21 protein-coding genes are annotated in these 21,703 nt (G+C 64.3%); 8 read left to right on the forward strand and 13 right to left on the reverse strand.

The window, feature by feature from the left end; all coding sequences use genetic code 11:
- From XH88_RS35050 to XH88_RS35065, 4 genes are all read right to left on the reverse strand, one after another.
- Positions 1–540, reverse strand: coding sequence for a hypothetical protein (locus XH88_RS35050; protein ID WP_271672754.1), 540 nt, complete (start codon positions 538–540; stop codon positions 1–3).
- 46 nt (positions 541–586) lie between these two features.
- Positions 587–1,189: a YqaA family protein gene (locus tag XH88_RS35055; RefSeq protein ID WP_271672755.1), complete on the reverse strand. Its 603-nt coding sequence runs from the start codon at positions 1,187–1,189 to the stop codon at positions 587–589.
- A 35-nt stretch (positions 1,190–1,224) separates the two neighbouring features.
- Positions 1,225–1,629, reverse strand: a complete 405-nt coding sequence (gene hisE / locus XH88_RS35060) for a phosphoribosyl-ATP diphosphatase (protein ID WP_271672756.1) — start codon at positions 1,627–1,629, stop codon at positions 1,225–1,227.
- Between the two features lie 116 nt (positions 1,630–1,745).
- The gene (locus XH88_RS35065; protein WP_271672757.1) at positions 1,746–2,117 is read right to left on the reverse strand and encodes a hypothetical protein; all 372 of its coding nucleotides are present in this window, start codon (positions 2,115–2,117) and stop codon (positions 1,746–1,748) included.
- Between the two features lie 305 nt (positions 2,118–2,422).
- On the opposite strand from XH88_RS35065, the gene XH88_RS35070 reads away from it, so the two are divergent.
- From XH88_RS35070 to XH88_RS35085, 4 genes are all read left to right on the forward strand, one after another.
- Complete coding sequence (locus tag XH88_RS35070) at positions 2,423–4,231, forward strand: glucan ABC transporter ATP-binding protein/ permease (protein ID WP_271672758.1); 1,809 nt, start codon at positions 2,423–2,425, stop codon at positions 4,229–4,231.
- Between the two features lie 189 nt (positions 4,232–4,420).
- Positions 4,421–5,926 carry a serine hydrolase gene (locus XH88_RS35075; protein WP_271672759.1) on the forward strand — a complete coding sequence of 502 codons (1,506 nt, stop codon included), beginning with the start codon at positions 4,421–4,423 and terminating at the stop codon, positions 5,924–5,926.
- Positions 5,927–6,121: 195 nt separating this feature from the next.
- Positions 6,122–7,807 (forward strand): long-chain fatty acid--CoA ligase, encoded by a 1,686-nt coding sequence (locus XH88_RS35080; protein ID WP_271672760.1) that lies wholly within the window; start codon positions 6,122–6,124, stop codon positions 7,805–7,807.
- A 192-nt stretch (positions 7,808–7,999) separates the two neighbouring features.
- Entirely contained in the window at positions 8,000–8,485 is a 486-nt protein-coding gene (locus XH88_RS35085) for a peroxiredoxin (protein ID WP_271672761.1), read from the forward strand.
- Between the two features lie 137 nt (positions 8,486–8,622).
- Here XH88_RS35085 and rnhA read toward each other — a convergent pair whose 3' ends face one another.
- Genes rnhA through ispH form a run of 3 tightly spaced genes read right to left on the reverse strand, consistent with a single transcriptional unit; the run spans position 8,623 to position 11,042 of the window.
- Positions 8,623–9,087 (reverse strand): ribonuclease HI, encoded by a 465-nt coding sequence (gene rnhA / locus XH88_RS35090; RefSeq protein WP_271672762.1) that lies wholly within the window; start codon positions 9,085–9,087, stop codon positions 8,623–8,625.
- Entirely contained in the window at positions 9,084–10,067 is a 984-nt protein-coding gene (locus XH88_RS35095) for a homoserine kinase (protein WP_271672763.1), read from the reverse strand. The genes rnhA and XH88_RS35095 overlap by 4 nt, the downstream gene beginning before the upstream one ends.
- 6 nt (positions 10,068–10,073) lie before the next feature.
- Entirely contained in the window at positions 10,074–11,042 is a 969-nt protein-coding gene (ispH, locus tag XH88_RS35100; protein WP_271672764.1) for a 4-hydroxy-3-methylbut-2-enyl diphosphate reductase, read from the reverse strand.
- A gap of 265 nt (positions 11,043–11,307) precedes the next feature.
- On the opposite strand from ispH, the gene XH88_RS35105 reads away from it, so the two are divergent.
- Both XH88_RS35105 and XH88_RS35110 read left to right on the forward strand, forming a co-directional pair.
- Positions 11,308–12,003, forward strand: a complete 696-nt coding sequence (locus tag XH88_RS35105; RefSeq protein WP_271672765.1) for a DUF1013 domain-containing protein — start codon at positions 11,308–11,310, stop codon at positions 12,001–12,003.
- 141 nt (positions 12,004–12,144) lie between these two features.
- Positions 12,145–12,330: a hypothetical protein gene (locus XH88_RS35110; RefSeq protein WP_271672766.1), complete on the forward strand. Its 186-nt coding sequence runs from the start codon at positions 12,145–12,147 to the stop codon at positions 12,328–12,330.
- 102 nt (positions 12,331–12,432) lie between these two features.
- Here the strand turns inward: XH88_RS35110 and XH88_RS35115 are convergent, their stop codons facing one another.
- From XH88_RS35115 to XH88_RS35135, 5 genes are all read right to left on the reverse strand, one after another.
- On the reverse strand, positions 12,433–13,179 hold the full coding sequence (locus XH88_RS35115; RefSeq protein ID WP_271672767.1) for an OmpW/AlkL family protein: 747 nt from the start codon (positions 13,177–13,179) through the stop codon (positions 12,433–12,435).
- A gap of 178 nt (positions 13,180–13,357) precedes the next feature.
- Entirely contained in the window at positions 13,358–13,627 is a 270-nt protein-coding gene (locus XH88_RS35120; RefSeq protein WP_271672768.1) for a hypothetical protein, read from the reverse strand.
- A 155-nt stretch (positions 13,628–13,782) separates the two neighbouring features.
- Positions 13,783–15,693: a propionyl-CoA synthetase gene (locus XH88_RS35125; RefSeq protein ID WP_271672769.1), complete on the reverse strand. Its 1,911-nt coding sequence runs from the start codon at positions 15,691–15,693 to the stop codon at positions 13,783–13,785.
- 369 nt (positions 15,694–16,062) lie between these two features.
- Positions 16,063–17,448, reverse strand: coding sequence for a tetratricopeptide repeat protein (locus XH88_RS35130; RefSeq protein ID WP_271672770.1), 1,386 nt, complete (start codon positions 17,446–17,448; stop codon positions 16,063–16,065).
- Between the two features lie 97 nt (positions 17,449–17,545).
- Positions 17,546–18,310 (reverse strand): tetratricopeptide repeat protein, encoded by a 765-nt coding sequence (locus XH88_RS35135; protein WP_271672771.1) that lies wholly within the window; start codon positions 18,308–18,310, stop codon positions 17,546–17,548.
- Positions 18,311–18,413: 103 nt separating this feature from the next.
- Here XH88_RS35135 and XH88_RS35140 point away from each other — a divergent pair, with 103 nt between their 5' ends.
- Positions 18,414–19,958 (forward strand): cation:proton antiporter, encoded by a 1,545-nt coding sequence (locus tag XH88_RS35140; protein WP_271672772.1) that lies wholly within the window; start codon positions 18,414–18,416, stop codon positions 19,956–19,958.
- Positions 19,959–20,044: 86 nt separating this feature from the next.
- A complete protein-coding gene (locus XH88_RS35145; protein WP_271672773.1) occupies positions 20,045–20,815 on the forward strand; it encodes a hypothetical protein in 771 nt (256 codons plus the stop codon).
- A gap of 71 nt (positions 20,816–20,886) precedes the next feature.
- On the opposite strand, the gene XH88_RS35150 is transcribed toward XH88_RS35145, so the two are convergent.
- Positions 20,887–21,693 carry an SDR family NAD(P)-dependent oxidoreductase gene (locus XH88_RS35150; protein WP_271672774.1) on the reverse strand — a complete coding sequence of 269 codons (807 nt, stop codon included), beginning with the start codon at positions 21,691–21,693 and terminating at the stop codon, positions 20,887–20,889.
- Positions 21,694–21,703: the final 10 nt, after the last annotated feature.

Here is a 21,703-nt window from a genome sequence, read left to right on the forward strand (position 1 = left end):
TCAGTTCTGGCACAACGCGCTGGTGACGACGGTGTCGGTGCGGCAATCATCCGGTTTGCGTTGCCTGCCCGGAATCAGAACCTTGGCCGAGCACTTCTCGGCAGAGTCGGTGTTGAGGCTCTTGCCTTCCTTGTAGCCCTTGCTCTGGCAGAGCTGATCAGCGGCGGGCTTGCAGTCGGGCGCACCGTTCGAGGAGACCGGGCAAGCCGCGCGTCCCGAGACCATGGCGGAAGGTTTGGCCAGCCGCGACAGATCGTCGAGGGTCTCGCTGGGGCTTTTGATCGGCGGCAGGAACGAGGGCACCTTGTCGAACAGGTCGCGCAATCCGCGGATCACCCCAGGATTGTCTTCGCCCGACGCCGGGCTCGACGGCGCGGGCGTCGAGGACGGCGGCGCGGGTTGCGGCCCCTGCTCCTGGAGACCAAGCGTCGGCGGCGCGGATTGCGGCCATCCGGTCCCGCCGGAGCCAAGCAGGAGCGAAAGCGCCGCAACTATCAGCGTCCCCAGTCGCAGGACCGGACTGCCGGATCGAACCATCATGACCACAACCGTAGCCGAACCGGACGCGACGGCAAAGCTTTGCGGGTTAGATCAGCTTGATCGCCACCACGAAGCCGAGCACCAGCACTGCGGCGCCGAGCGCCACCCATAGGCCGAGATGCCGCTCGATCCGCTCGCGAATCCAGTCGCCATAGCGGTTCAGCAGGATCGCCACGATGAAGAAGCGTCCGCCGCGCGCGACAACCGAGCACAGCACGAAAAGAGCGAGATTGTAGCCGGCAAAGCCCGAGGTGATGGTGACCAGCTTGTAGGGAATCGGCGTCAGGCCCTTGAGCAGGATGATCACCGCGCCCCATTGGGCATAAGATGCGCGAAAAGCATCGACCTTGTCGCCGAGGCCATAGACCTGGATCAGCCAGTGGCCGACCGAGTCGAACAGCAGCGCGCCAATGGCATAGCCCAGCAGACCGCCCAGCACCGAGGTCGCGGTGCAGATCGCCGCATAGACCCAGGCGCGCTGCGGGCGCGCCAGCGACATCGGGATCAGCATCACATCGGGGGGAACGGGAAAGAAGGAGCTTTCCGCAAAAGCCACGGCCCCCATGATCCAGAGCGCATAGGGCTTGTGGGCGGCGTCGATGCACCAGTCGTAGATACGTTTCAGCATGGCGCCGCGATGAAGCACCATGGGACGGATTTGTCCATCGCGAGTTTTGTGACGGTTTAGTGCCGTTTGCGCGCTGCGCGGCCCTCGAGCGCGGCAATTGGCCGCCTGGCGGCGATGCGGGGTGAGGCGACTTTAGGCAGTTTCATCGGCGACTTCGGCAGCTTTTCGGCAATGCCCAGCATGTCCTCACGCCGCGACATTTCACGCCAGACGTCTTCAGGGCGCACGCCGGCGGAAGCCCAGAGCACGATGAGATTGTAGAGCAAATCGGCGCTTTCCCGGACCACGGCCTCCGTGTCGCCGTTCACTGCATCGATGACGACCTCGATGGCCTCTTCGGCCAGCTTCTTCGCCATTTTGGAGGACCCGCGCTGAAACAGCCGGGCGGTGCGCGATGTTGCCGGATCAAGGTCCCTGGCCGCGAGCACAGCCAGATATAGCCGCTCAAGCGAATCACTCATGGTACTGAAAACTACTCTAAACCAATGGCGAGCGCGTTAACGCCTGACAATAAAGGCAAAACAGGCCGCAGCGGCAAGCGCGACGGCCTGTTGTGGTCAATCCTTCGTCACCGAAGCTAGTAGCAGTTCGTGTAGTAGCCCTGGCCGCAGAGCTCCGACGGAGCCGTACCGCCGTAACGCTGATACTGGTAGTCCGGGCCCGGGCCGTAATAGGGGCCGCCACCGTAATAGGCCGGCGCGCTGTAATAGGCGGGGCCGCCATAATACGCCGGCGCATCATAGGCGTAGGCGTCACGGGTCGCGGCGATCGCAAGTCCGGTGCCGATGGCGCCGGCAATGGCCGCGCCGGCGAAGGCCGCACCGCTGCCGCCATGCCAGTGACGGCCGCCGGCGAATGATGCGGTGGGAGCGACGGTGGTCAGTGCCAGCACCGCGGCGGCGGCGAGAACGGCCTTGCGGCCGGCAAATCTCGAAATTCGATCAAACATGACGTGGACCCTCCTTGGGACCTTCAATGGTGCCTCGAGACAGGCTCATGTCCTTCAAACACCCGCATCCCATGTTGGGTTCCCCCACCCCAACACAAGCTGAACGAGGTTGCGTGATCATGACGCAACCTCCGCTCATCGCCCGTTCAGGTTGGGCGAAGCACGCGACCCCGCCACAAGCGGGCTCAGCCTCGCGGGCGAGACACATCGACCAAACATGCAAAAAGCTTCGCTGTATCTCGCCGGCGATCCCTGCTTAAAATGCAACGTCATCGTCACACCGTTTGGGGGTCAGCGCCTGCCGCATGTCCATCCTCCGCCTTTACACCCGCGTCCTCGAACTGCTCGGCAAGGAGGCGCGCCTCGGCTGGCTGCTTGCGATCGCCAATCTCCTGCTGGCGGGCTCGCAGTTCGCGGAGCCCGTCCTGTTCGGCCGGATTGTCGACGTGCTCTCCGGCAAGACGGTAGCGGGCTCCGACTCGGCCTGGCCGTTCCTGGCCGCCTGGGTCGCGTTTGGACTGTTCACGATCGGCTGCAGCGCGCTCGTGGCGCTGCAGGCTGACCGGCTCTCGCACCGCCAGCGCCAGGCGGTGCTGACGAGCTATTTTGAGCACATTTTACAGCTGCCGCTGACGTTCCATTCCGGCACCCATTCGGGCCGGCTAATGAAGGTCATGCTCAACGGCACCGACGCGCTGTGGCGACTCTGGCTCGGCTTCTTCCGTGAGCACTTTGCTGCGATCCTGTCGGTCGTGGTGCTGCTGCCGCTGTCGCTCTATTTGAACTGGCGGCTGGCGATCCTGCTGTTCGTGCTCTGCATCGTCTTCACCGCGCTGACCACCTTCGTTGTGCGCAAGACTTTCGGCATGCAGATGGCGGTCGAGGAGCAGTATAGCGAGCTCTCCGCGCGTGCCTCCGACGCGCTCGGCAATGTCGCGCTGGTGCAGAGCTTCGTCCGCATCGAATCCGAGGTGCAGGGCCTGCGCTCCGTCGCGGACCAGTTGCTCGCGGCGCAAATGCCGGTGCTGTCCTGGTGGGCACTCGTCACCGTGATCACGCGCGCCTCCACCACCATCACCGTGCTCGCGATCTTCACGCTCGGCATCGCGCTGCACGACCAGGGCCTGACCTCGGTCGGCGAGATCGTGATGTTCGTGAGCTTCGCCACGCTCCTGATCCAGAAGCTCGAGCAGGTCGTCAGCTTCATCAACAACGTGTTCATGGAAGCCCCGCGCCTGCGCGAATTCTTCGGCGTGCTCGATGCCGTGCCCGCCGTTCACGACCGGCCCGATGCGATCGACGCAGGCCGGCTCTCCGGCCTCGTCGAGTTCAACGACGTCACCTTCTCCTATGACGGCAAGCGGCCAGCGATCGAGGACCTCTCCTTCACCGCACTGCCGGGCCAGACCATCGCACTGGTCGGCCCGACCGGCGCCGGCAAGTCCACCGCGATTGCGCTGCTGCACCGCGCCTTCGATCCGCAATCGGGCATGATCAAGATCGACGGCATGGACGTGCGCGGTGTCACGCTGACCTCGCTGCGGCGGAACATCGGCGTCGTGTTCCAGGAAGCGCTGCTGTTCAACCGCTCGATCGAGGAAAATTTGCGCGTCGGCAAGCCGGATGCGACCGAGGCCGAGATGCGCAAGGCGGCGGAGCGCGCGCAGGCGCTCGAATTCATCGAGCGCAGCGGCGGCTTTGCGACCAATGCCGGTGAGCGCGGCCGCATGCTCTCCGGCGGCGAGCGGCAGCGGCTATCGATCGCGCGTGCGCTGCTGAAGGACCCGCCGATCCTGATCCTGGATGAGGCGACCTCTGCGCTCGATGCCGTTACCGAGACCAAGGTGAATGCTGCTCTCGATGAAGTGATGAAGGGCCGCACCACCTTCGTAATCGCCCACCGCCTTTCCACCATCCGCAATGCCACGCGGATCCTGGTGTTCGAGAACGGGCGGGTGATCGAAAGCGGAACTTTCGATGAACTCGTAGCCAAAGGCGGCCATTTCGCAGAGCTCGCCAAGGCCCAGTTCATGGTGCAGGAACGGGCACAGCCAACGGCACGGGCCAGCGTGAGTGTCGCCGAGGCCGTTTCTTCTGCCGCCAAATCGCCCTAACAAGTCCCCGCAGCACCGTCGAAATTCAGCCTATTTCATTGCGGAATACGCAGCGGAAGCCCCTATTCTCGACGCACGAGCCGGTATAGGTTTGCGACGCCGCAAGCGGCGGCGCTGGATTTCAGAACCGAACATCAGATCACGAGAGCCGCCCGTATCGGGCGGATCTCCAAGGACCGGAATCGGATAGTGCACGCCTTACGCCCGCTGCTTCGCAAATCCCTGTTCAACCTGTTCGCTGCGACGCTCGCCGTCGGTGCGTTGCTCGCGCCGCGCGCGGCGAGCGCCGAAGCGCTGCTGCTGATCGAAGCCGATAGCGGCAAGGTGCTGCAGGCGGAGAACGCGACCATTCCCTGGTATCCGGCCTCGGTCACCAAGATCATGACCGCCTATGTGACGCTGAAGGCGGTGAAGGACGGCAAGATCACGCTCGACACGCTGTTCACGGTGTCGCCAACCGCAGCCTCGCAATCGCCGTCGAAGATGGGCTTTCGTCCGGGAACACAGCTCACCGTCGACAACGCGCTGAAGATGATGCTGGTCAAGTCGGCGAACGACATGGCCGTGGTGCTGGCCGAAGGCGTCGGCGGCTCGATCGACGGCTTCTCCGCGATGATGAACGATACCGCCAAGCGGCTCGGCATGACGCAGACGAGCTACGTCAATCCGAATGGCCTGCCCGCCGACGGCCAGATCACCTCGGCGCGCGACCTCGGCATTCTCGCGCGTGCGTTCCTGCGCGATTTGCCCGAATATGAATATTTCGTGCACATTCCCGCGATCCGCTTCGGCAAGCGGATCACGCCGAACTTCAACAAGCTGATCGGCCGCTATCCCGGCGCCGACGGTTTCAAGACCGGTTTCATCTGCGCCTCCGGCTACAACCTCGTGGCATCCGCCACGCGCAATGGCCGTCGGCTGATCGCGGTGGTGCTCGGCGCCAACTCCGGCACCGCCCGCGCCGTGAAGGCGGCGCAGCTGCTGGAGCGCGGCTTTAGCCAGGACAATCTGTCGTGGCTGCGTCCTTCGCTCGGCACCGTCGAGAACCTCGTGCCGGTCGATGCCTCGCCGCCGAACCTGCGCGAGGAGATGTGCGGCGGTCACCACAAGCGCCCCGCGAGCGACGAGGACGATGCGCTGATCGCGACCAACGGCACCAGCGGCTCGGCCTCCGCCACCGGCGGCGAAGCCCAGGTGACCTTCTTCACCGCAGGGCTCCAGCCGCCCCTGATGAAGGCCTCCGAGCTGATGGCTTCGGCACCTGCGGCCGCAGAGCCCGTGGTGGTCTATACCGGCCCCACCCGCACCGGTGCTGCCCTGGTCGCGGCCGTCGCGGCCGACGCCGACCAGCAGACCCCGCCGAAGGCACGTGGCAAGAAGTCGCGCATCGCCAAGAAGCCCGACGCCGGCAGCGAGGCCAGGACTGAAGCCAAGACTGAGGCCAAGACCGACGGCAAGACTGAAGCCAAGACCAACCGCAAGACCGCCGCGGCGAAACCGGCAGCCACCAAGCCCGACGCTTCGGCCAAGGCCGATGCAAAGGGCGATGCAAAGACCGCTGCAAAGCCGGCGGCGAGCAAGCATGCGGCGGCCAAGCCTGCAGAGAAGCCGGCGAGCGGCGATCAGGCCGCCAAGCTCGCCAAGCCCAAGGCGGTCACAAAACCTGCGCCGAAGCCCACGGCCAACAACAGCTAGGCTAACGGGCCAAGTCCGCCGGGCAGAACCCGCACTTCGCACCTGCGGCGGCCATTTGCGATGATTCCAGTAGCCACTCCCCAGCCTTTGCCCTAAGCCTCGACCGCTTGCCAGCCGTTCGGGCAGGCTCGATACTGCCAGCAATGAGGCAAGCCCGGGACACAGCGGGCTCTGGTGCAAGAGAGGGGAGTTTCCATGGAGCGCATCTGGCTCAAACAATATCCGCCCGGCGTGCCCGCTGATATCGAGCCGACGCAATACGCATCGCTGGTCGACCTCTTGGAGGAGAGCTTTACCAAATTCGCCGACCGCAAGGCGTTCATCTGCATGGACAAGGCGATCAGCTATCGCGACCTCGACCAGATGTCGCTGGCGCTCGCCGCCTATTTGCAGGGTCGCGGCCTGCAACGCGGCGCCCGCGTCGCGATCATGATGCCGAACGTGCTGCAATACCCGGTTGCTACCGCCGCGGTGCTGCGCGCCGGGTTTGCGGTCGTCAACGTCAACCCGCTCTACACCCCGCGCGAGCTCGAGCATCAGCTCAAGGATTCCGGCGCCGAAGCCATCGTCGTGCTTGAGAACTTTGCCCACACCGTCGAGCAGGTCATCGCGAAGACGCCGGTGAAGCACGTCATCGTCGCCAGCATGGGCGATCTGCTCGGCTTCAAGGGCGTGATCGTCAATCTCGTCGTCCGCCGCGTCAAGAAGATGGTACCGGCCTGGTCGCTGCCGGGCGCGGTCTCGTTCAACGACGCGCTCGCAGCCGGTCGCAGCCAGACCTTCAACAAGCCGAAGCTGTCGCCCGGCGACGTCGCCTTCCTGCAATATACCGGCGGCACCACCGGCGTCTCGAAGGGCGCCACGCTGCTCCATCGCAATATCGTCGCCAACGTGCTGCAGAACGATGCCTGGCTGCAGCCGGCGCTCAATGCGCCGCCGCATGTCGAGCAGCTCATGATCGTCTGCGCGCTGCCGCTCTATCACATCTTCGCGCTGACGGCCTGCTACCTGCTCGCGGTGCGCGCCGGCGGCTGCAATCTCCTGATCCCCAATCCGCGCGACATCGCCGGCTTCGTCAAGGAGCTGGCAAAATACCAGGTCAACAGCTTCCCGGCCGTCAACACGCTCTACAACGGCTTGATGCATCATCCCGACTTCAAGAAGCTCGACTTCTCGAAGCTGAAGATTTCCAACGGCGGCGGCATGGCGGTGCAGCGTCCCGTGGCCGATCAATGGAAAGCGATCACCGGCTGCTTCATCGCCGAAGGCTACGGCCTGTCCGAGACCTCACCGACACTCACCTGCAATCCGGCGACGGCAACGGAATTCACGGGGACGATCGGCATCCCCGTGCCTTCGACATGGATTTCGATCCGCGACGATGATGGCAACGAAGTCCCGCTCGGCCAGGCCGGCGAAATCTGCGCCAAGGGCCCGCAGGTGATGTCGGGATACTGGAACAGGCCCGAGGAGACCGCCAAGGTGATGACCGCGGACGGCTATTTCCGCACCGGCGATATCGGCGTGATGGACGAGAAGGGCTACACCAAGATCGTCGACCGCAAGAAGGACATGATCCTGGTCTCCGGCTTCAACGTCTATCCGAACGAGATCGAGGAAGTGATTGCAAGCCATCCGGGCGTGCTGGAATGCGCCGTGATCGGCATCCCCGATTCCAAGTCGGGCGAAGCGGTGAAGGCCTTTGTGGTCAGGAAGGATCCGAACCTCACGGCCGAAGCCGTGATCAAGTTCTGTCACGAGCAGCTCACCGGCTACAAGGTGCCCAAGCACATCGAATTCCGCACAGACCTGCCCAAGACCAATGTCGGCAAGATCCTGCGCCGGCAGCTTCGCGACGAGAAGAACGCCGAGGCGGCGTAATCCATGTCTTATGTCCGTCATTCCGGGATGGTCCGAAGGACCAGAGCCGGAATCTCGAGATTCCGGGTTCGATGCCTTCGCATCGCCCCGGAATGACGGAGCGCTTGCCCCCATCACACAGCGGTGAAGCCGTTTCCCTCCACCGGTAAAATGATCTAGAACAGCCCCGGCCCCTTCCATGGAGAAACGACCATGACCATCCAAGTTGGCGACAAGCTGCCCGAGACGAAATTCCGCGTGATGACGGCGGAAGGCCCGCAGGTCAAGACCACCGACGACATCTTCAAGGGCAAGAAGGTGGCGCTGTTCGCGGTGCCCGGCGCCTACACCGGCACCTGCCACAAGATGCATCTGCCGAGCATCTTCCTCAACGCCTATGCCATGAAGGACAAGGGCGTCGACACCATCGCGATCGTCTCGGTCAACGACGCCTTCGTCATGAATGCCTGGAAGCGCGACACCGACCAGCGCGACGAGGCGATCTTCCTCGCCGACGGCAACGCCGACTTCGCCAAGGCGATCGGCATGGAGCTCGATGCCTCCGCCAACGGCCTCGGCATCCGCTCCAAGCGCTACTCGATGCTGGTCGAGGACGGCGTGGTCAAGAAGTTGAACCTGGAAGCGATGCCCGGCAAGGTCGAGGTGTCCGGCGGCGATACGCTGCTCGGCCAGCTCTGAGCCTTAGCCCATTTCTTCCCAAGGACGACGTCATGCCCGGGCTTGTCCCGGGCATCCACGGTTCTTGGCTCCGCGCGGCAAGGCGCGGATGGCCGGGTCTGGCCCGGCCATGACGAGTGGAGAGAGCGAGCTCCGCGCTACTCCCCCACCCGCTGCTGCAACCGCGCCTTCACGATCCCGTCGCGCGCCAATTGATCCGCGCGCTCGTTCTCAGGATGGCCGGCATGGCCCTTGACCCAATGCCAGCGCACCTGGTGCGCCTTCAGCGCGGCGTCCAGGCGCTGCCATAGCTCGACATTCTTCACCGGCTTCTTGTCGGCGGTGCGCCAGCCATTGCGCTTCCAGCCGTGGATCCAGCCAGTGATGCCCTGCCGGACGTACTGGCTGTCGGTGTAGAGATCGACCGTGCACGGCTTCTTCAGCGCTTCGAGCGCGGAGATCGCCGCCATCAATTCCATCTGGTTGTTGGTGGTGTGGCGCTCGCCGCCGTTCAGCTCTTTTTCCTTGTCGCCGAACTTCAGGATCGCGCCCCAGCCGCCGGGTCCGGGATTTCCCGAGCAGGCGCCGTCGGTGAAGATCGTGACATTGGGAAGCTCGCTCACGCGACCAGTCCTGACGGCATCAGCCCGTAGTCGCGCACGCTGGAGACGCTCTGGTGGAAGCGCAGCTTGCGGACATATTCAAGCGGATCCTTCGGCTTCACCAGCGCGCCTGGTGGCACGTTGAGCCAGTCGACCAGCCGCGTCAGCAGGAAGCGGATCGCCGCGCCGCGCGCAAGCAGCGGCAGCGCGGCCTCCTCGGCCTCCGAGAGTTTTCGCACACGGCCATAGGCGTTGAGGAAGGCGCGCGCCTTGGTGACGTTGAAGGAATGATCCGGTTCGAAGCACCAGGCGTTGAGGCAGATGGCGACGTCATAGGCCAGCATGTCGTTGCAGGCGAAAGTGAAGTCGATGATGCCCGAGAGCTTGTCGCCGAGGAAGAAGACGTTGTCGTTGAAGAGATCGGCGTGGATCACGCCCTCGGGCAGATCGGTCGGCCAGACGCCACCCGAGAGATAGTCGAGCTCTGCCGCGAGAAATGCACGCAGGCCCGGCTGCACCTCGTCAGCGCGGTTCGCCGCGGCGTCGAATAGCGGCCGCCAGCCGGAAACCGACAGCGCGTTGGCACGCTTGATCGAAAAATTGGCACCGGCCAGATGCATCCTGGCGAGCCCCTCGCCGACACCGGCACAGTGCGTTGCGTTTGGCTTGCGCGGCCAGATCCCTTCGAGAAAGGTGATGATGGCCGCAGGCCGACCCGACAACTCGTGCAGAGCCTCGCCATCCCTCGCCTTCACCGGCAGCGGGCAGCTGACGCCGTGCTCGGCCAGATGCGTCATCAACGCGAGGAAAAACGGCAAATCGTTCTTCGCCACGCGCTTCTCATAGAGCGTGAGGATGAACGAGCCCTTGCTCGTATGCAGCAGGAAGTTGGTGTTTTCGACGCCCTCGGCGATGCCCTTGTAGGAGAGCAATTCGCCGAGATCGTATTGCTTCAAGAAGTCCGCAAGCTCGTCGGCGGCAACGTCGGTGTAGACCGCCATAAACGGCTACTCGGCGGCGGCTTCGGGGCGCACCGAGCGCGGCAGCGGGAAGAACTCGTTCTCTTCCGCCGCCGAAACCGTCTCCACATGCAGCGTGTAGCGCTCGGCGAACGCGTCCATGATCTCCTCGACGATCACTTCCGGCGCGGATGCGCCCGCGGTGATGCCGAGGCTCGTGATGTTGCCGAACTTGTCCCAGTCGATGTCGGCTGCGCGCTGTGCCAGTACCGCGATCTTGCAGCCCTCGCGCTCGGCGACCTCGCGCAAGCGCTGCGAGTTCGACGAATTGGGCGCACCGACGACAATGAGCGCATCGACCACGGGCGCCACCTTCTTCACCGCGAGCTGGCGGTTGGTGGTGGCGTAGCAGATGTCTTCCTTGTGCGGCCCGTTGATGTTCGGAAAGCGCTCCTTGAGCAGCGCCACGATCTCCGCGGTGTCGTCGATCGACAGCGTGGTCTGGGTCACGAAGGCCAGGTTGTCAGGGTCCTTCGGATTGATCGTCTTGGCGTCCTCGGCAGTCTCGATCAGGGTGACGGCGCCGACCGGCAGCTGGCCGAGCGTGCCCACCACTTCGGGGTGGTGGGAGTGGCCGATCAGGAAGATTTCGCGGCCGCGCTTGAAGTGGATCGCGGCTTCGCGGTGCACCTTGGTCACCAGGGGGCAGGTCGCATCCAGCGAGAACAGGTTGCGGGACTGGGCGTCGGCCGGAACCGACTTCGGCACGCCATGGGCGGAGAAGACCACCGGCGCGGTGGTGTTCTCCGGGATTTCTGCGAGTTCCTCGACGAAGATCGCGCCCTTCTTCTTCAACCCGTCGACGACGTACTTGTTGTGCACAATCTCATGGCGAACATAGACGGGGGCGCCGTATTTATCGAGCGCCCGTTCCACGGTGTCGATCGCCCGAACCACCCCGGCGCAGAAGCCGCGGGGAGAACAAAGCACGATCTTGAGGTCTGGTTTGGCTGACATAGAGCGATCTCGGGATCAAATCACCCGTTTCGCCTTCTGGCGGGGGCGTTCGATGGATGGAATGGGGCTAAAAACGGTCTGCTTGGACTTCACCGCCACTTCAAAGGGAATTGGGCCCCCTTTCGGGCGCTGTCAAGGCACTATCTATAGCAGAACCATTGCGTGGCCACCCCCTCCGGGCTTATATAGCGCCAATTCCCTGTCATCGCTGATGACCACCGGTTTCGCCTCCTGAGGGGTGGGCGAAGCACAAAGGAGATTTGCCATGAGCAACGCACCTCTGATGCCCAAGGCGACCGCCGTCTGGCTGCTCGACAACACCGCGCTGACCTTCGACCAGGTCGCCGATTTCACCAAGATGCATCCCCTCGAGGTGCGCGCGATCGCCGACGGCGATGCCGCCCAGGGCATCAAGGGCATGGATCCCCTCTCCAACGGCCAGCTGACCCGCGAGGAGATCGAGAAGGGCGAGAAGAACCCGGACTACCGGCTTCGCCTCCAGGAGAGCAAGGTGGTGCTGCCGCCCCAGCCCAAGCGCAAGGGCCCGCGCTACACGCCGGTCTCGCGCCGCCACGAGCGCCCCAGCGCTATCCTCTGGCTGCTGCGCAGCCATCCGGAACTCAAGGACGCGCAGATCATGCGCCTGGTCGGTACCACCAAGAGCACGATCGCCAGCGTCCGCGACCGCACGCACTGGAACACGTCCCAGCTGACGCCGATCGATCCTGTGACCCTTGGCCTCTGCTCGCAGATCGAGCTCGATTTCGAAGTGGCGCGCGCGGCGAAGGAAAAGCCGATCGACGCAGCCTATGGCGGCGCCACCCTGCTGCCGGCCTCGGAAACCACCAAGAAGGACGAGTACGAGCCGTCGGAGAAGTCGAGCGACGACCTCAACGTCGACGCCGTGTTCGCCAAGCTGAAGACCCTCGGCGGCAAGAAGCACGAGGAAGAGGAGAAGTAGGCTCCTTTTCCCTTACCGCATCCGGTTCGAGCGCGGCGGAGCGATCCGCCGCGTTTTTGTTTTCGAACGGAAACTTGTGCGGCGCAGCTTTCGGGAACGATGCAGCTTGCGTCGCATTGTGTCCAACGCGGAGGATCAACGATGCGGGTCGACGAGGACGATTTTGCAGTGATGCTGGGACGCGCCGTCCTGGCCGCCTGGGGAGACATGCCTCGGGACATCCAGGAAACGCTGTTCGAAATGTCCGTCAAAGACCGTCCGGGCGATCGCGACGGGCTGGCGAAGTTGCTGCACGAACGGCATCCGCGAACGGTGCACGCGGGATAGCGGCGTCTCCATGATTGTTACGGGGCCGGGACGGCCTCGTAACAATCGAATGGGAAAATTGATTTCGCGGCGCCGGGTCCTCAACCCGGCGCCGCGAAATCGTTAGAACTTGTAGGTCACGCCGCCGCCGACCAGCCACGGATCGATATGTGCGGTGCCGGTGACGGGCAGACCGCTCACAGTCGCGGTGTAGTCCGGCCGCAGCCAGAGCTTCTTCACGTCGACGTTGAGACCCCAGTGCCGGTCGAGCATGTAGTCGAAGCCGAACTGCACGGCGCCGCCCCAAGCGTTGCTGACGTGAAGCGCGGTGGTCGTGACGGGCCCCACCGGCGGTCCGACGATGACCGCCGGCACGTTGGCGGCAGAGTTGTTGAAGAACACGGTGTAGTTCACGCCGGCACCGATATAGGGCTTGAACGCGCCGAAATTGTCGAAGTGATATTGCAGCGTCAGCGTCGGCGGCAGCAGCGTGGTCTTGCCGATCGGCAGGCTCGCGAGCGAGCCGGTGCCGCTGATCGAATGCCGGGTCACGCCGAGGATCAGTTCGGCCGCGATGTTCTTCGTGAAGAAATAGCTGATATCGAGTTCGGGCACCGCCTGATTGCTGATCGAGAGGCCGGAATTCGGCGACGACAGCGTCGGCACGCCAGCGACATTGACGGTCGAGCCGCCGGCATCCGGCAATACACCGAGCACACGCAGACGTACCATCCAGGGATTGAAGCTCTCAACCGGCGGCGGGGCCTTCGTGTAGACGGGCAAATCGGCCGCCTGTGCAGCGCCAACAGCCGCCGCGAAGCCTGCACCAAGCGCCGCAAGCCGCGCCAGGTTTCTAATCATTCTCTGCATTTCAGTCCCCTTCAGCCAAAGCGCGCTTCGTTGCGCGACATCAGCGACAGAGCAGAAAGGGGTTGGAGAAGGATTTGACGCCGATCAAATCAGGACAAACGCGACACGATTTGGCCGCCGCGTTGCAGATGTGTCACGTGGCGGGCGAACGATGGTGCACGATAATTCCACAGCCGTCTCAGGGCCGCTCCGGATGATTCAGCATGTATTCGCCAAGATCGCGCTGACGGCGATCGGCGCGGGCAGTTGCCGCGCTGCGCTGGACGTCGCGGTCCTTGCGGCAGGCCACGTACTCCGGCGAGCCCACCGCATAGCCGCGGCTCTGGCACACCGCATCATCGTCGTCACCGCCCATCGCGATCGGCGTCTGATAACGCGCCGAGCAGGCGGAGAGAACGGCGGCGAGCAGGACAGCTGCAAGCAGGCGCGGCGCTGTGGCAAGTAGCATACTGAATCCCCGGTTAGCCGGCCCTGTTTAGCGCGGAATGCGGAGAATGTAAGTCGACAACACCGTCATTCCGGGATGGTGCGTAAGCACCAGACCCCCGGAATCTCGAGATCCCGGTTCGGTCCTAGTGGACCGCCCCGGGACGACGCAACGCGTCACACCCTCCCCTTCAGCGCGTCCCCGATCTCGTCCAGCACCTTCGGGTCCTCGATCGTGGCCGGCATCGACCAGGCCTCGCCATCAGCGATCTTCTTGATGGTGCCGCGCAGAATCTTGCCCGAGCGCGTCTTCGGCAGCCGGCCGACGGTGATGGCAAGCTTGAAGGCGGCCACGGGGCCGAGCTTGTCGCGCACCAGCGCGATGATCTCCTTCTCGATCTCGGCAGGCGGCCGCTTCACGCCGGCCTTCAACACCAGGAAGCCGCAGGGCACCTCGCCCTTGATCGCGTCCTTGACGCCGAGCACGGCGCACTCGGCGACGTCGGGATGCGAGGCCAGAATCTCCTCCATGCCGCCGGTGGACAGCCGATGGCCGGCGACGTTGATGATGTCGTCGGTGCGGCCCATGACGAAGACATATCCGTCCTCGTCCTTGTAACCGGCATCCGAGGTCTTGTAGTAGCCGGGAAATTCGCTCAAGTAGGCTTCCCTGAAGCGGTCGTCCTGATTCCACAGCGTCGGCAGGCAGCCCGGCGGCATCGGCAGCTTGATGACGATCGAGCCCATTGTATTCGGACCGACGGGCTTGGCGGCCTCGTCCACCACATCGACCTGATAGCCCGGCATCGGCACCGTCGGCGAGCCATGCTTGACCGGCAGCAAGCCCAAGCCCACCGGATTGCCGGCAATGCACCAACCGGTCTCGGTCTGCCACCAATGGTCGATGACAGGCACCTGCAACTGCTGCTCCGCCCATTCCACCGTCGGTGGATCGGCGCGCTCGCCGGCAAGGAAGAGCGTGCGGAATTTCGACAGGTCGTATTGCCGGATGAATTTTCCTTCCGGATCCTCTTTGCGAATGGCGCGGAACGCGGTCGGCGCGGTGAAGAAAGCGACCGCCTTGTGCTCTGAGATCACGCGCCAGAACGCACCCGCGTCGGGTGTGCCGACCGGCTTGCCTTCATACATGATCGTGGTCGCGCCATGCAGCAGCGGGCCATAGACGATATAGCTGTGACCAACCACCCAGCCGATGTCGCTGCCGCACCACCAAACCTCGCCCGGCTTGACGCCATAGAGGTTGAACATCGACCATTTCACCGCGACCAGATGCCCGCCATTGTCGCGCACGACGCCCTTGGGAACGCCTGTCGTGCCTGACGTGTAGAGGATGTAGAGCGGATCGGTCGCGGCAACCGGGACACAAGGCGCTTTCTTGCCCTCATTCACCGCCTTGCGGCGCAGGCTTGCCCAGTCATAGTCGCGCTTTGGCGTGAGATCGCAGACGAGTTGCGGACGCTGCAATATGATGCAGGCCCTGGGCTTGGCAGATGCAAGCTTGATCGCCTCGTCCAGCAGCGGCTTGTACTGCACGATACGACCGGGCTCGATACCGCAGCTTGCGGAGAGGATGAGCTTCGGCTGCGCGTCGTCGATGCGGGTCGCGAGCTCCTTGGCGGCAAAGCCGCCGAACACCACGGAATGCACTGCCCCGATGCGCGCGCAGGCGAGCATCGCGACCACGGCCTCCGGTACCATCGGCATATAGAGGATCACGCGGTCGCCCTTGGCGACGCCAAAATCCTGCATGATGGCAGCGAGCGCCTGCACCTCTGCCAGCAGCTCGGCATAGGTAAATTTGGTGAGCGAGCCCGCCAGCGGCGAGTCATGGATCAGCGCCACCTGGTCAGCGCGGCCGCGTTCGACATGGCGGTCGAGCGCATTATAGCAGGTATTGACGAGGCCGCCGGCGAACCAGCGGCCGTAGACGCCCTGCGCAGGATCGAAGATCTTCTTCGGCCGCTCGGTCCAGTCGATGTCTTTCGCGGCCTCGGCCCAGAAGCCTTCGGGATCGGCCAGCGAGCGCGCATGGACCTCGTGATACTTGCTCTGCACCTGGCTGTTCATTCCCGCGCTCCCGTTCCCTTATTGGCCTCATCCCGAACCTTGCGGCAGGACCGGCGTCCCGCCATGACTCGGATCAAGTTCGGCCTTGTTTGAGAGCTATTTTCCCGGGAACGCGCCGCGGTTCAAGCGCAAAAAGGATCGGTCTTTTGGAGTAGGCACAGCTCGCAGCAACATCGACGGTGCGCTCCCGCTTGCGGGGAAGGGTTGGGGGTGGGGGTGCTTCCGCGCTCGGATCGTCCGAGGCTCATGGCAGAAGTCCCCAAGAGGCGCGGGGCCCTCACCGGCCGCGCTCGATGAGCGCGTCGACCTCGCCCGCAAGCCGGAGAGATGATGGAGCGAGCTCCACGCTCCGCTTTCCGTCAAACGTCCTCAGCCCTGCATCGCGTTCAACCGCTGCAAGCGGTCCTGCATGACCTTTTTCAGGTCATAGCCGGGGCGGCGGAAGCTGGCGTCGCGGGTGGCGAGGAACTCGTGCTGGGATTTGCGCAGGCCCGCCGCCGCGCGACGGTTCATCGATTTCAGCACGCGCTCATAGGTCTCGGCGAGCTGACGATCGAGCATACCAAGCTGCGGATCGGCGCAGATTACCTTCTCGACTTCGCGCTTCGCAGAGGCACAATCGAATGACGGACCATTGCCCGAATTCGCGGCCAGCGGCTGTGGCGATTCGGCGCCGAACTTCGCGATCTCCGCAATCATGGTGCGACGGCCGTTCGCGGCGTTCTCGTTGCCGGGGTCGAGCCGCAGCGCCGCCTCGTAATCGGCCAGTGCCTTCTTGCGCTCGCCCATCTTGGAATAAAGCACGGCGCGGTTGTTGTAGGTTTTCGCGAAGTCAGGATCGAGCTTGAGCGCGGCCTCGTAGTCGCTGAGCGCGGCACCGAACTCGCCCTTGAACTGATAGGAATCGCCGCGGTTGGTGAAGAAGTTCGGGCGAGGTGCCAACCGAAGCGCCTGATCGTAATCGGCGATTGCCTTGTCGTAGTCCTTCATCGCGGCGTAGGAGAGCCCGCGATTGTCGTAATATTCCGGCACTTTCGGATCGAGCCTGATTGCCTCGCTGTCGTCGGCAACCGACTTGTCGAGCTGGCCGAGCTTCTTGTAGGCGGCGCCGCGATTGGTGTAGCTGCGCGCCCGGTTCGGATCGAGCCGCAAGGCCTCGCTGAGGTCGGCGACCGCCCTCTCGTTGTCGCCGCGGAGATAATAGGTCGCGCCGCGATCCGACCAGGCTTGCGCATCATCCGGCTTCAGCTTGATGGCCTGGTCGTAATCGGCAATCGCGCGGTCGAGCCGGCGCTGGTTGGTGTAGGCGACGCCGCGCAGTTCATAGGCTTCGGCGTCCTGCGGATCGAGCTCGATTGCCTTGCTGAGATCGGACGTGGCGCGATTGAGATCACCACCCGCCTGCCGCAACAGATCCCCGCGCAGGCGCCAGGCATGGGCGTTCTTGCCGTCGAGTGCGATGGCGCGGTCGATATCCCGCAGCGCCTGCGTGAGCCCGCCTGATGTCCGCGCATTGGCATCGGCCCGAACCAGCAGCGCCGCGACGCGGTCCGAATTCGGATTCGAGGTCTGGTCGATGATGGCGCTGCACGCCGTGATGATCTCCGCCGGGGCGGCCTTGCTGCCCGTCGAGCAATCGACGGCGGCCGATGCCGGAACGGCGAGGGCAAGACTGATCGCGGCTCCGAGAACGAAGGTGCGCAGTGGGACGCTTGCAAATGGGACGATTTGCGCGGAAAAACGCGTGCCGCACATGGGGAAGGCTCCGTGACATCGGGTTTTCCCGTTGTCGCGGCGAGCGAGGGATCGGTTCAAAATGCCGCGGCTCTCGGGAGCATGGGGCCCGAAGACCTCAATACCCATCCACCCCATTCAGGCGCCTCAGGCGCTCCTGCATCGTCTTCTTCAAATCATACCCCGGTCGGCCGAATCCGGCATTGCGGCGGGCGATGAAATCATCCTGCTCGCGCTGAAGTTTCCTGGCCTCACCTGCATCCCGCGCCTCGCGGATCACCCGCGCATTGGCGGCATAAACCTCTCGGTCGAGATCGGCGAGCTCGCGATTTGCGCAGATCGCTTTCTCGACCGGCCGCCGCGCGCCCGCGCAATTGAAGCTCGGCTTGCCGGCGACCGCCATCTGCGCGCCGATCCGTTCGAGCTCGCGCGCCATCGCCCTGTGATTGGCCTTGGCTTTTTCGTGGTTTGGATCGATCCGGAGCGCCGCCCCGAAATCCTGCACGGCTCTCGGCTTATCGCCCTTCTTCAGCCAGAGTTCGCCGCGCGCGTTGAAGGCGTCGGCAAGCGTGGGATCGAGCAGCAGCGCACGGCTGTCGTCGGCGATGGCACGGTCGAGCTGGTCATGCCGTGCCAGCAGCGCGCCGCGCGCGACCAGCGCCTTGACCAGGTCGGACTTTGCGGTCTTCTCGTTGTCGATGACCGCAGCGCAGGCCGGGCCCGCTTTGTCCATGTCATCGGCCGCGGCTGCAGCGAGGCACGCCGCGACGTCGACCTGGACAACGGCGGCCGGTTCGTCGCCGGTCGCACCTCGTGCCAGGCCGGGCCAGAGTGCAGCGAACATCAGAGCGGCTGACAATCGAGTGAGTCTCTGAAAACGCATGCTCTTTGCGATCGGAAGGCCTTGCTTTCTGGTGACACTATCCATCATACGGCCGGATTGGTGCTAGCTTGTAGCGCCGCTCACATCGGTTTCGGGGACCAATTTGTCGACATTCGAATGGATCATCGTGCTTCTGCTCGGCGCCGTTGCATTATCGGCGCTGGCGCGGCGGATCAAGGTCCCCTACCCGACCTTTCTCGCCATCGGCGGCGCACTGATCGCCTTCGTGCCCGATAGTCCGACCTGGACGCTGCAGCCGGACCTGGCGCTGGCGCTTTTCGTCGCGCCGGTCCTGCTCGATGCCGCCTTCGACACCTCGCTGCGGGATCTGCGCAGCAACTGGGTTCCGGTCTCCACCCTGGTTGTCGCCGCCGTTGGCCTGACCACGGCGGGCGTTGCCTATGTCACGCACCGGCTGATGCCCGAGATGCCATGGGCCGCCGCTGTGGCGCTGGGCGCGATCGTGGCGCCACCGGACGCAGCAGCCGCTGTCGCGATCCTGAGCCAGGTGAAGTTGCCCTACCGCATGGTGAAGGTGCTGGAAGGCGAGAGCCTGCTCAATGACGCGACCGCGCTCCTGATCTATCGGATCGCGGTCGGCGCTGTCGTCACCGAGCATCTGATATGGGGTCAGGTTGCGCCGATCATGGCGCTGGCCCTCGTCGGCAGCATCATCGCGGGTTTTCTCGCAGGGCGCATCATTCCGCTGTTCATTGAACGGGTGACGGAGGCGCCAAGCGCGATCATCGTGCAGTTCGCCACCACCTTCCTGGTCTGGATCGCCGCCGAGCATCTCGGCCTGTCCGGCATTCTCACCATCGTCGTTTATGCGATGACGATGGCGCGCGGAGCGGGGATGCGCATGCCGGCGCGGCTGCGGGTGCCGTCCTATGCCGTGTGGGAGACGACCGTGTTCGTGCTCAACGTGCTCGCCTTCATGCTGATCGGCATGCAGATGCGTCCGATCTGGACGCGGCTGGAAACGGATCTGCGGTGGGAATATTGCGTGGCCGCGGCCTGGATCCTGCTCACGGTGGTGCTGGTGCGGCTGCTCTGGGTGACGTTCTATCGCACAACGCTCCGTGTGCTGATTTCGCAAGGAATCTATCATCCGAAGGATCGCAACACCGTCGCCTCTCCCAAGGGCGGCCTCATCATCTCCTGGTGCGGCATGCGCGGCCTCGTCACGCTCGCCACCGCCTTCGCGCTGCCGGAGAATTTTCCCTCTCGCGACTTCATCGTCTTCATCGCCTTCGCGGTGGTGCTGGGATCGCTGATCATCCAGGGCTTGACGCTGCGGCCGCTGATCCTCGCCTTCGGACTCAAGGACGACGATCCTGTCGGCATCGAGGTCGCGCGCGCCCGCACGATCGCCTATCGCGCCGCGCTCGATGCGATCGAGGACGATCCATCCGAGGAGGCCGAAATCCTGCGGCTCGAATACCGCGCCATCCTGATGCAGGCCGACGACGATCCGCACGGCGGCATCGCCAACGGTGAACTGCCCGCCGATCCCCTGCGCCGCCGCGCCGTCGAGGCCGCGCGCAAGTCGATCTTCGAGCTCCGTGCAACCGAAGTGATCGGTGACGACGCATTCCACCGGCTCGAGGAGGAGCTCGATCGGGCGGAATTGAGCGCGGGGGGCTGACGTCGTCCCCGCCCCGCGCGCTTTTGCGCGTCAGGCCGGAAGGTCGGCGCGTTGAACCAAACGCGTCCTGCCCAGACTTATCACAGATGACAACCTTGATTGACGACCGTCGTGTACGCGCGCGTGATGCGTCGCCTGCACGGTATTTCTATTTCCACATGGCGTTGGCCTGCGCGGCCACCGCGTTTCTCGGCTTCGCACCGACTTATTTTCTGCCGCTCGCCCACCGGACGTTCTCCGGGAGTCCGGTCATTCATTTCCACGGACTGCTGTTCTTCACCTGGTCTCTCTATATCGTGGTCCAAACCTGGCTCGCGGCCTCGGGCCGCGTGATCAATCACCGGTCGTTCGGCGTCGTCGGCGTCTCGCTCGCGACCGCCATGACGATCTTCGGCTTCCTCGCCTCCGTGCATGTGATGAAGCATTCCGCGGAGCTCGGGCAGCGCGAGGCCGGCATCGGCTTCTCGATCGTGCCGATGAGCGGGATCGCGTTCTTTGCCGTGGTGTTCGTGCTTGCGATCATGAACACGCGCAAGCCCGAGATCCACAAGCGCCTGATGCTGCTGGCCGCGGTCTCGATCCTCGATGCCGCAATCGCGCGCTGGTTCATCACGTTCCTCGCGCCTCCGGGACCGCCCGGCCCCCCTCCGGTGCCGGTGACGATCGCGCCGGCCGTGGTTGCCTCGCTCCTGCTCGTGGTCGCTATGGTCCGCGACTGGCGCAACGAGGGGCGCGTCCATCCGGTCTACATCTGCGGCACACTCGCGCTGCTGACGCTGAAGGTGTTGAACTGGCCGATCAGCGAAAGCGCGCCGTGGCAGGCATTCGCCGGCGGAATACTGGCGCTGGCGCAGTAGGCGGCAACCTCCGGTGTCGTCCCGGACGAGCCAAGCGCGAACCGGGGCGACAGCAGAATATGAGGCGGCGCCTACGCCCCCGCCTTGCACGTGATCCCGCCGTCGACCACGAGCTCGATCCCCGTCACATATTTCGACTCGTCCGACGCAAGGAATAGCGCGGCGTTGGCGACGTCGAAGGCATCGCCCATGTGCCCCATCGGCACCTGGGCGTCACGGGCACGCCACATCGCCTCGACATCGCCCTTGGCGTAGCTGTTGGCGAGGCCTGCGGAATGCTCCACCATCGGCGTCTTCATCAGGCCGGGCAGGATCGCATTCACCCGCACATGATGGCGCGCGAACTCGATCGCCGTGGTGCGCGTCATCTGGTTCATCGCGGCCTTGGAGGTGCCGTAGGTGACGTAGGAGATGCCCATGTGGCGGATCGAGGCGATCGAGGAGATGTTGATGATCGAGCCGCCGCCCTGCTTCACCATGACAGGGATCACGTGCTTCATGGCGAAATAGGCGCTCTTGAGGTTGACGCTGAAGACGCGGTCCCAGCTTTCCTCGGTGACCTCGACCACGCTGCCCATCTCGGCGATGCCGACATTGTTGTCGAGCACGTCGATCCGGCCGTAGCTCTTGAGGCACGCGGCGACCATCGCCTCGATCTCGGCAGGCCGCGACACATCGGCCGTGAACGCGGTCGCCTTGCCGCCCTCGCCGGCGACGATCTTCGCGGTCTCCTCGGCCGCAGCGCCGTTGCGATCGACGCAAAACACCTGGGCGCCTTCGCGCGCGAAGGTCACAGCGGTCGCCTTGCCGTTGCCCCAGCCGGGCCCGATCGAGCCGGCGCCCACCACCATCGCAACCTTGCCCTTGAGGCGATCCATCGCATATCTC

The sequence above is a fragment of the Bradyrhizobium sp. CCBAU 51627 genome (assembly GCF_028128765.1).
In the GTDB taxonomy this organism is placed as follows: Bacteria; Pseudomonadota; Alphaproteobacteria; order Rhizobiales; family Xanthobacteraceae; genus Bradyrhizobium.

Bases quoted from the DNA above. Each gene is read 5' to 3' on its own strand.
- XH88_RS35050 (WP_271672754.1), bottom strand. From the start codon at position 540: ATGATGGTTCGATCCGGCAGTCCGGTCCTGCGACTGGGGACGCTGATA.
- XH88_RS35095 (WP_271672763.1), bottom strand. From the start codon at position 10,067: ATGGCGGTCTACACCGACGTTGCCGCCGACGAGCTTGCGGACTTCTTG.
- XH88_RS35130 (WP_271672770.1), bottom strand. From the start codon at position 17,448: ATGTGCGGCACGCGTTTTTCCGCGCAAATCGTCCCATTTGCAAGCGTC.
- XH88_RS35110 (WP_271672766.1), top strand. From the start codon at position 12,145: ATGCGGGTCGACGAGGACGATTTTGCAGTGATGCTGGGACGCGCCGTC.
- XH88_RS35145 (WP_271672773.1), top strand. From the start codon at position 20,045: ATGACAACCTTGATTGACGACCGTCGTGTACGCGCGCGTGATGCGTCG.
- XH88_RS35085 (WP_271672761.1), top strand. From the start codon at position 8,000: ATGACCATCCAAGTTGGCGACAAGCTGCCCGAGACGAAATTCCGCGTG.
- XH88_RS35150 (WP_271672774.1), bottom strand. From the start codon at position 21,693: ATGGATCGCCTCAAGGGCAAGGTTGCGATGGTGGTGGGCGCCGGCTCG.
- XH88_RS35055 (WP_271672755.1), bottom strand. From the start codon at position 1,189: ATGGTGCTTCATCGCGGCGCCATGCTGAAACGTATCTACGACTGGTGC.
- XH88_RS35070 (WP_271672758.1), top strand. From the start codon at position 2,423: ATGTCCATCCTCCGCCTTTACACCCGCGTCCTCGAACTGCTCGGCAAG.
- ispH (WP_271672764.1), bottom strand. From the start codon at position 11,042: ATGTCAGCCAAACCAGACCTCAAGATCGTGCTTTGTTCTCCCCGCGGC.
- XH88_RS35135 (WP_271672771.1), bottom strand. From the start codon at position 18,310: ATGCGTTTTCAGAGACTCACTCGATTGTCAGCCGCTCTGATGTTCGCT.
- XH88_RS35080 (WP_271672760.1), top strand. From the start codon at position 6,122: ATGGAGCGCATCTGGCTCAAACAATATCCGCCCGGCGTGCCCGCTGAT.
- XH88_RS35125 (WP_271672769.1), bottom strand. From the start codon at position 15,693: ATGAACAGCCAGGTGCAGAGCAAGTATCACGAGGTCCATGCGCGCTCG.
- XH88_RS35120 (WP_271672768.1), bottom strand. From the start codon at position 13,627: ATGCTACTTGCCACAGCGCCGCGCCTGCTTGCAGCTGTCCTGCTCGCC.
- XH88_RS35105 (WP_271672765.1), top strand. From the start codon at position 11,308: ATGAGCAACGCACCTCTGATGCCCAAGGCGACCGCCGTCTGGCTGCTC.
- XH88_RS35065 (WP_271672757.1), bottom strand. From the start codon at position 2,117: ATGTTTGATCGAATTTCGAGATTTGCCGGCCGCAAGGCCGTTCTCGCC.
- hisE (WP_271672756.1), bottom strand. From the start codon at position 1,629: ATGAGTGATTCGCTTGAGCGGCTATATCTGGCTGTGCTCGCGGCCAGG.
- XH88_RS35115 (WP_271672767.1), bottom strand. From the start codon at position 13,179: ATGCAGAGAATGATTAGAAACCTGGCGCGGCTTGCGGCGCTTGGTGCA.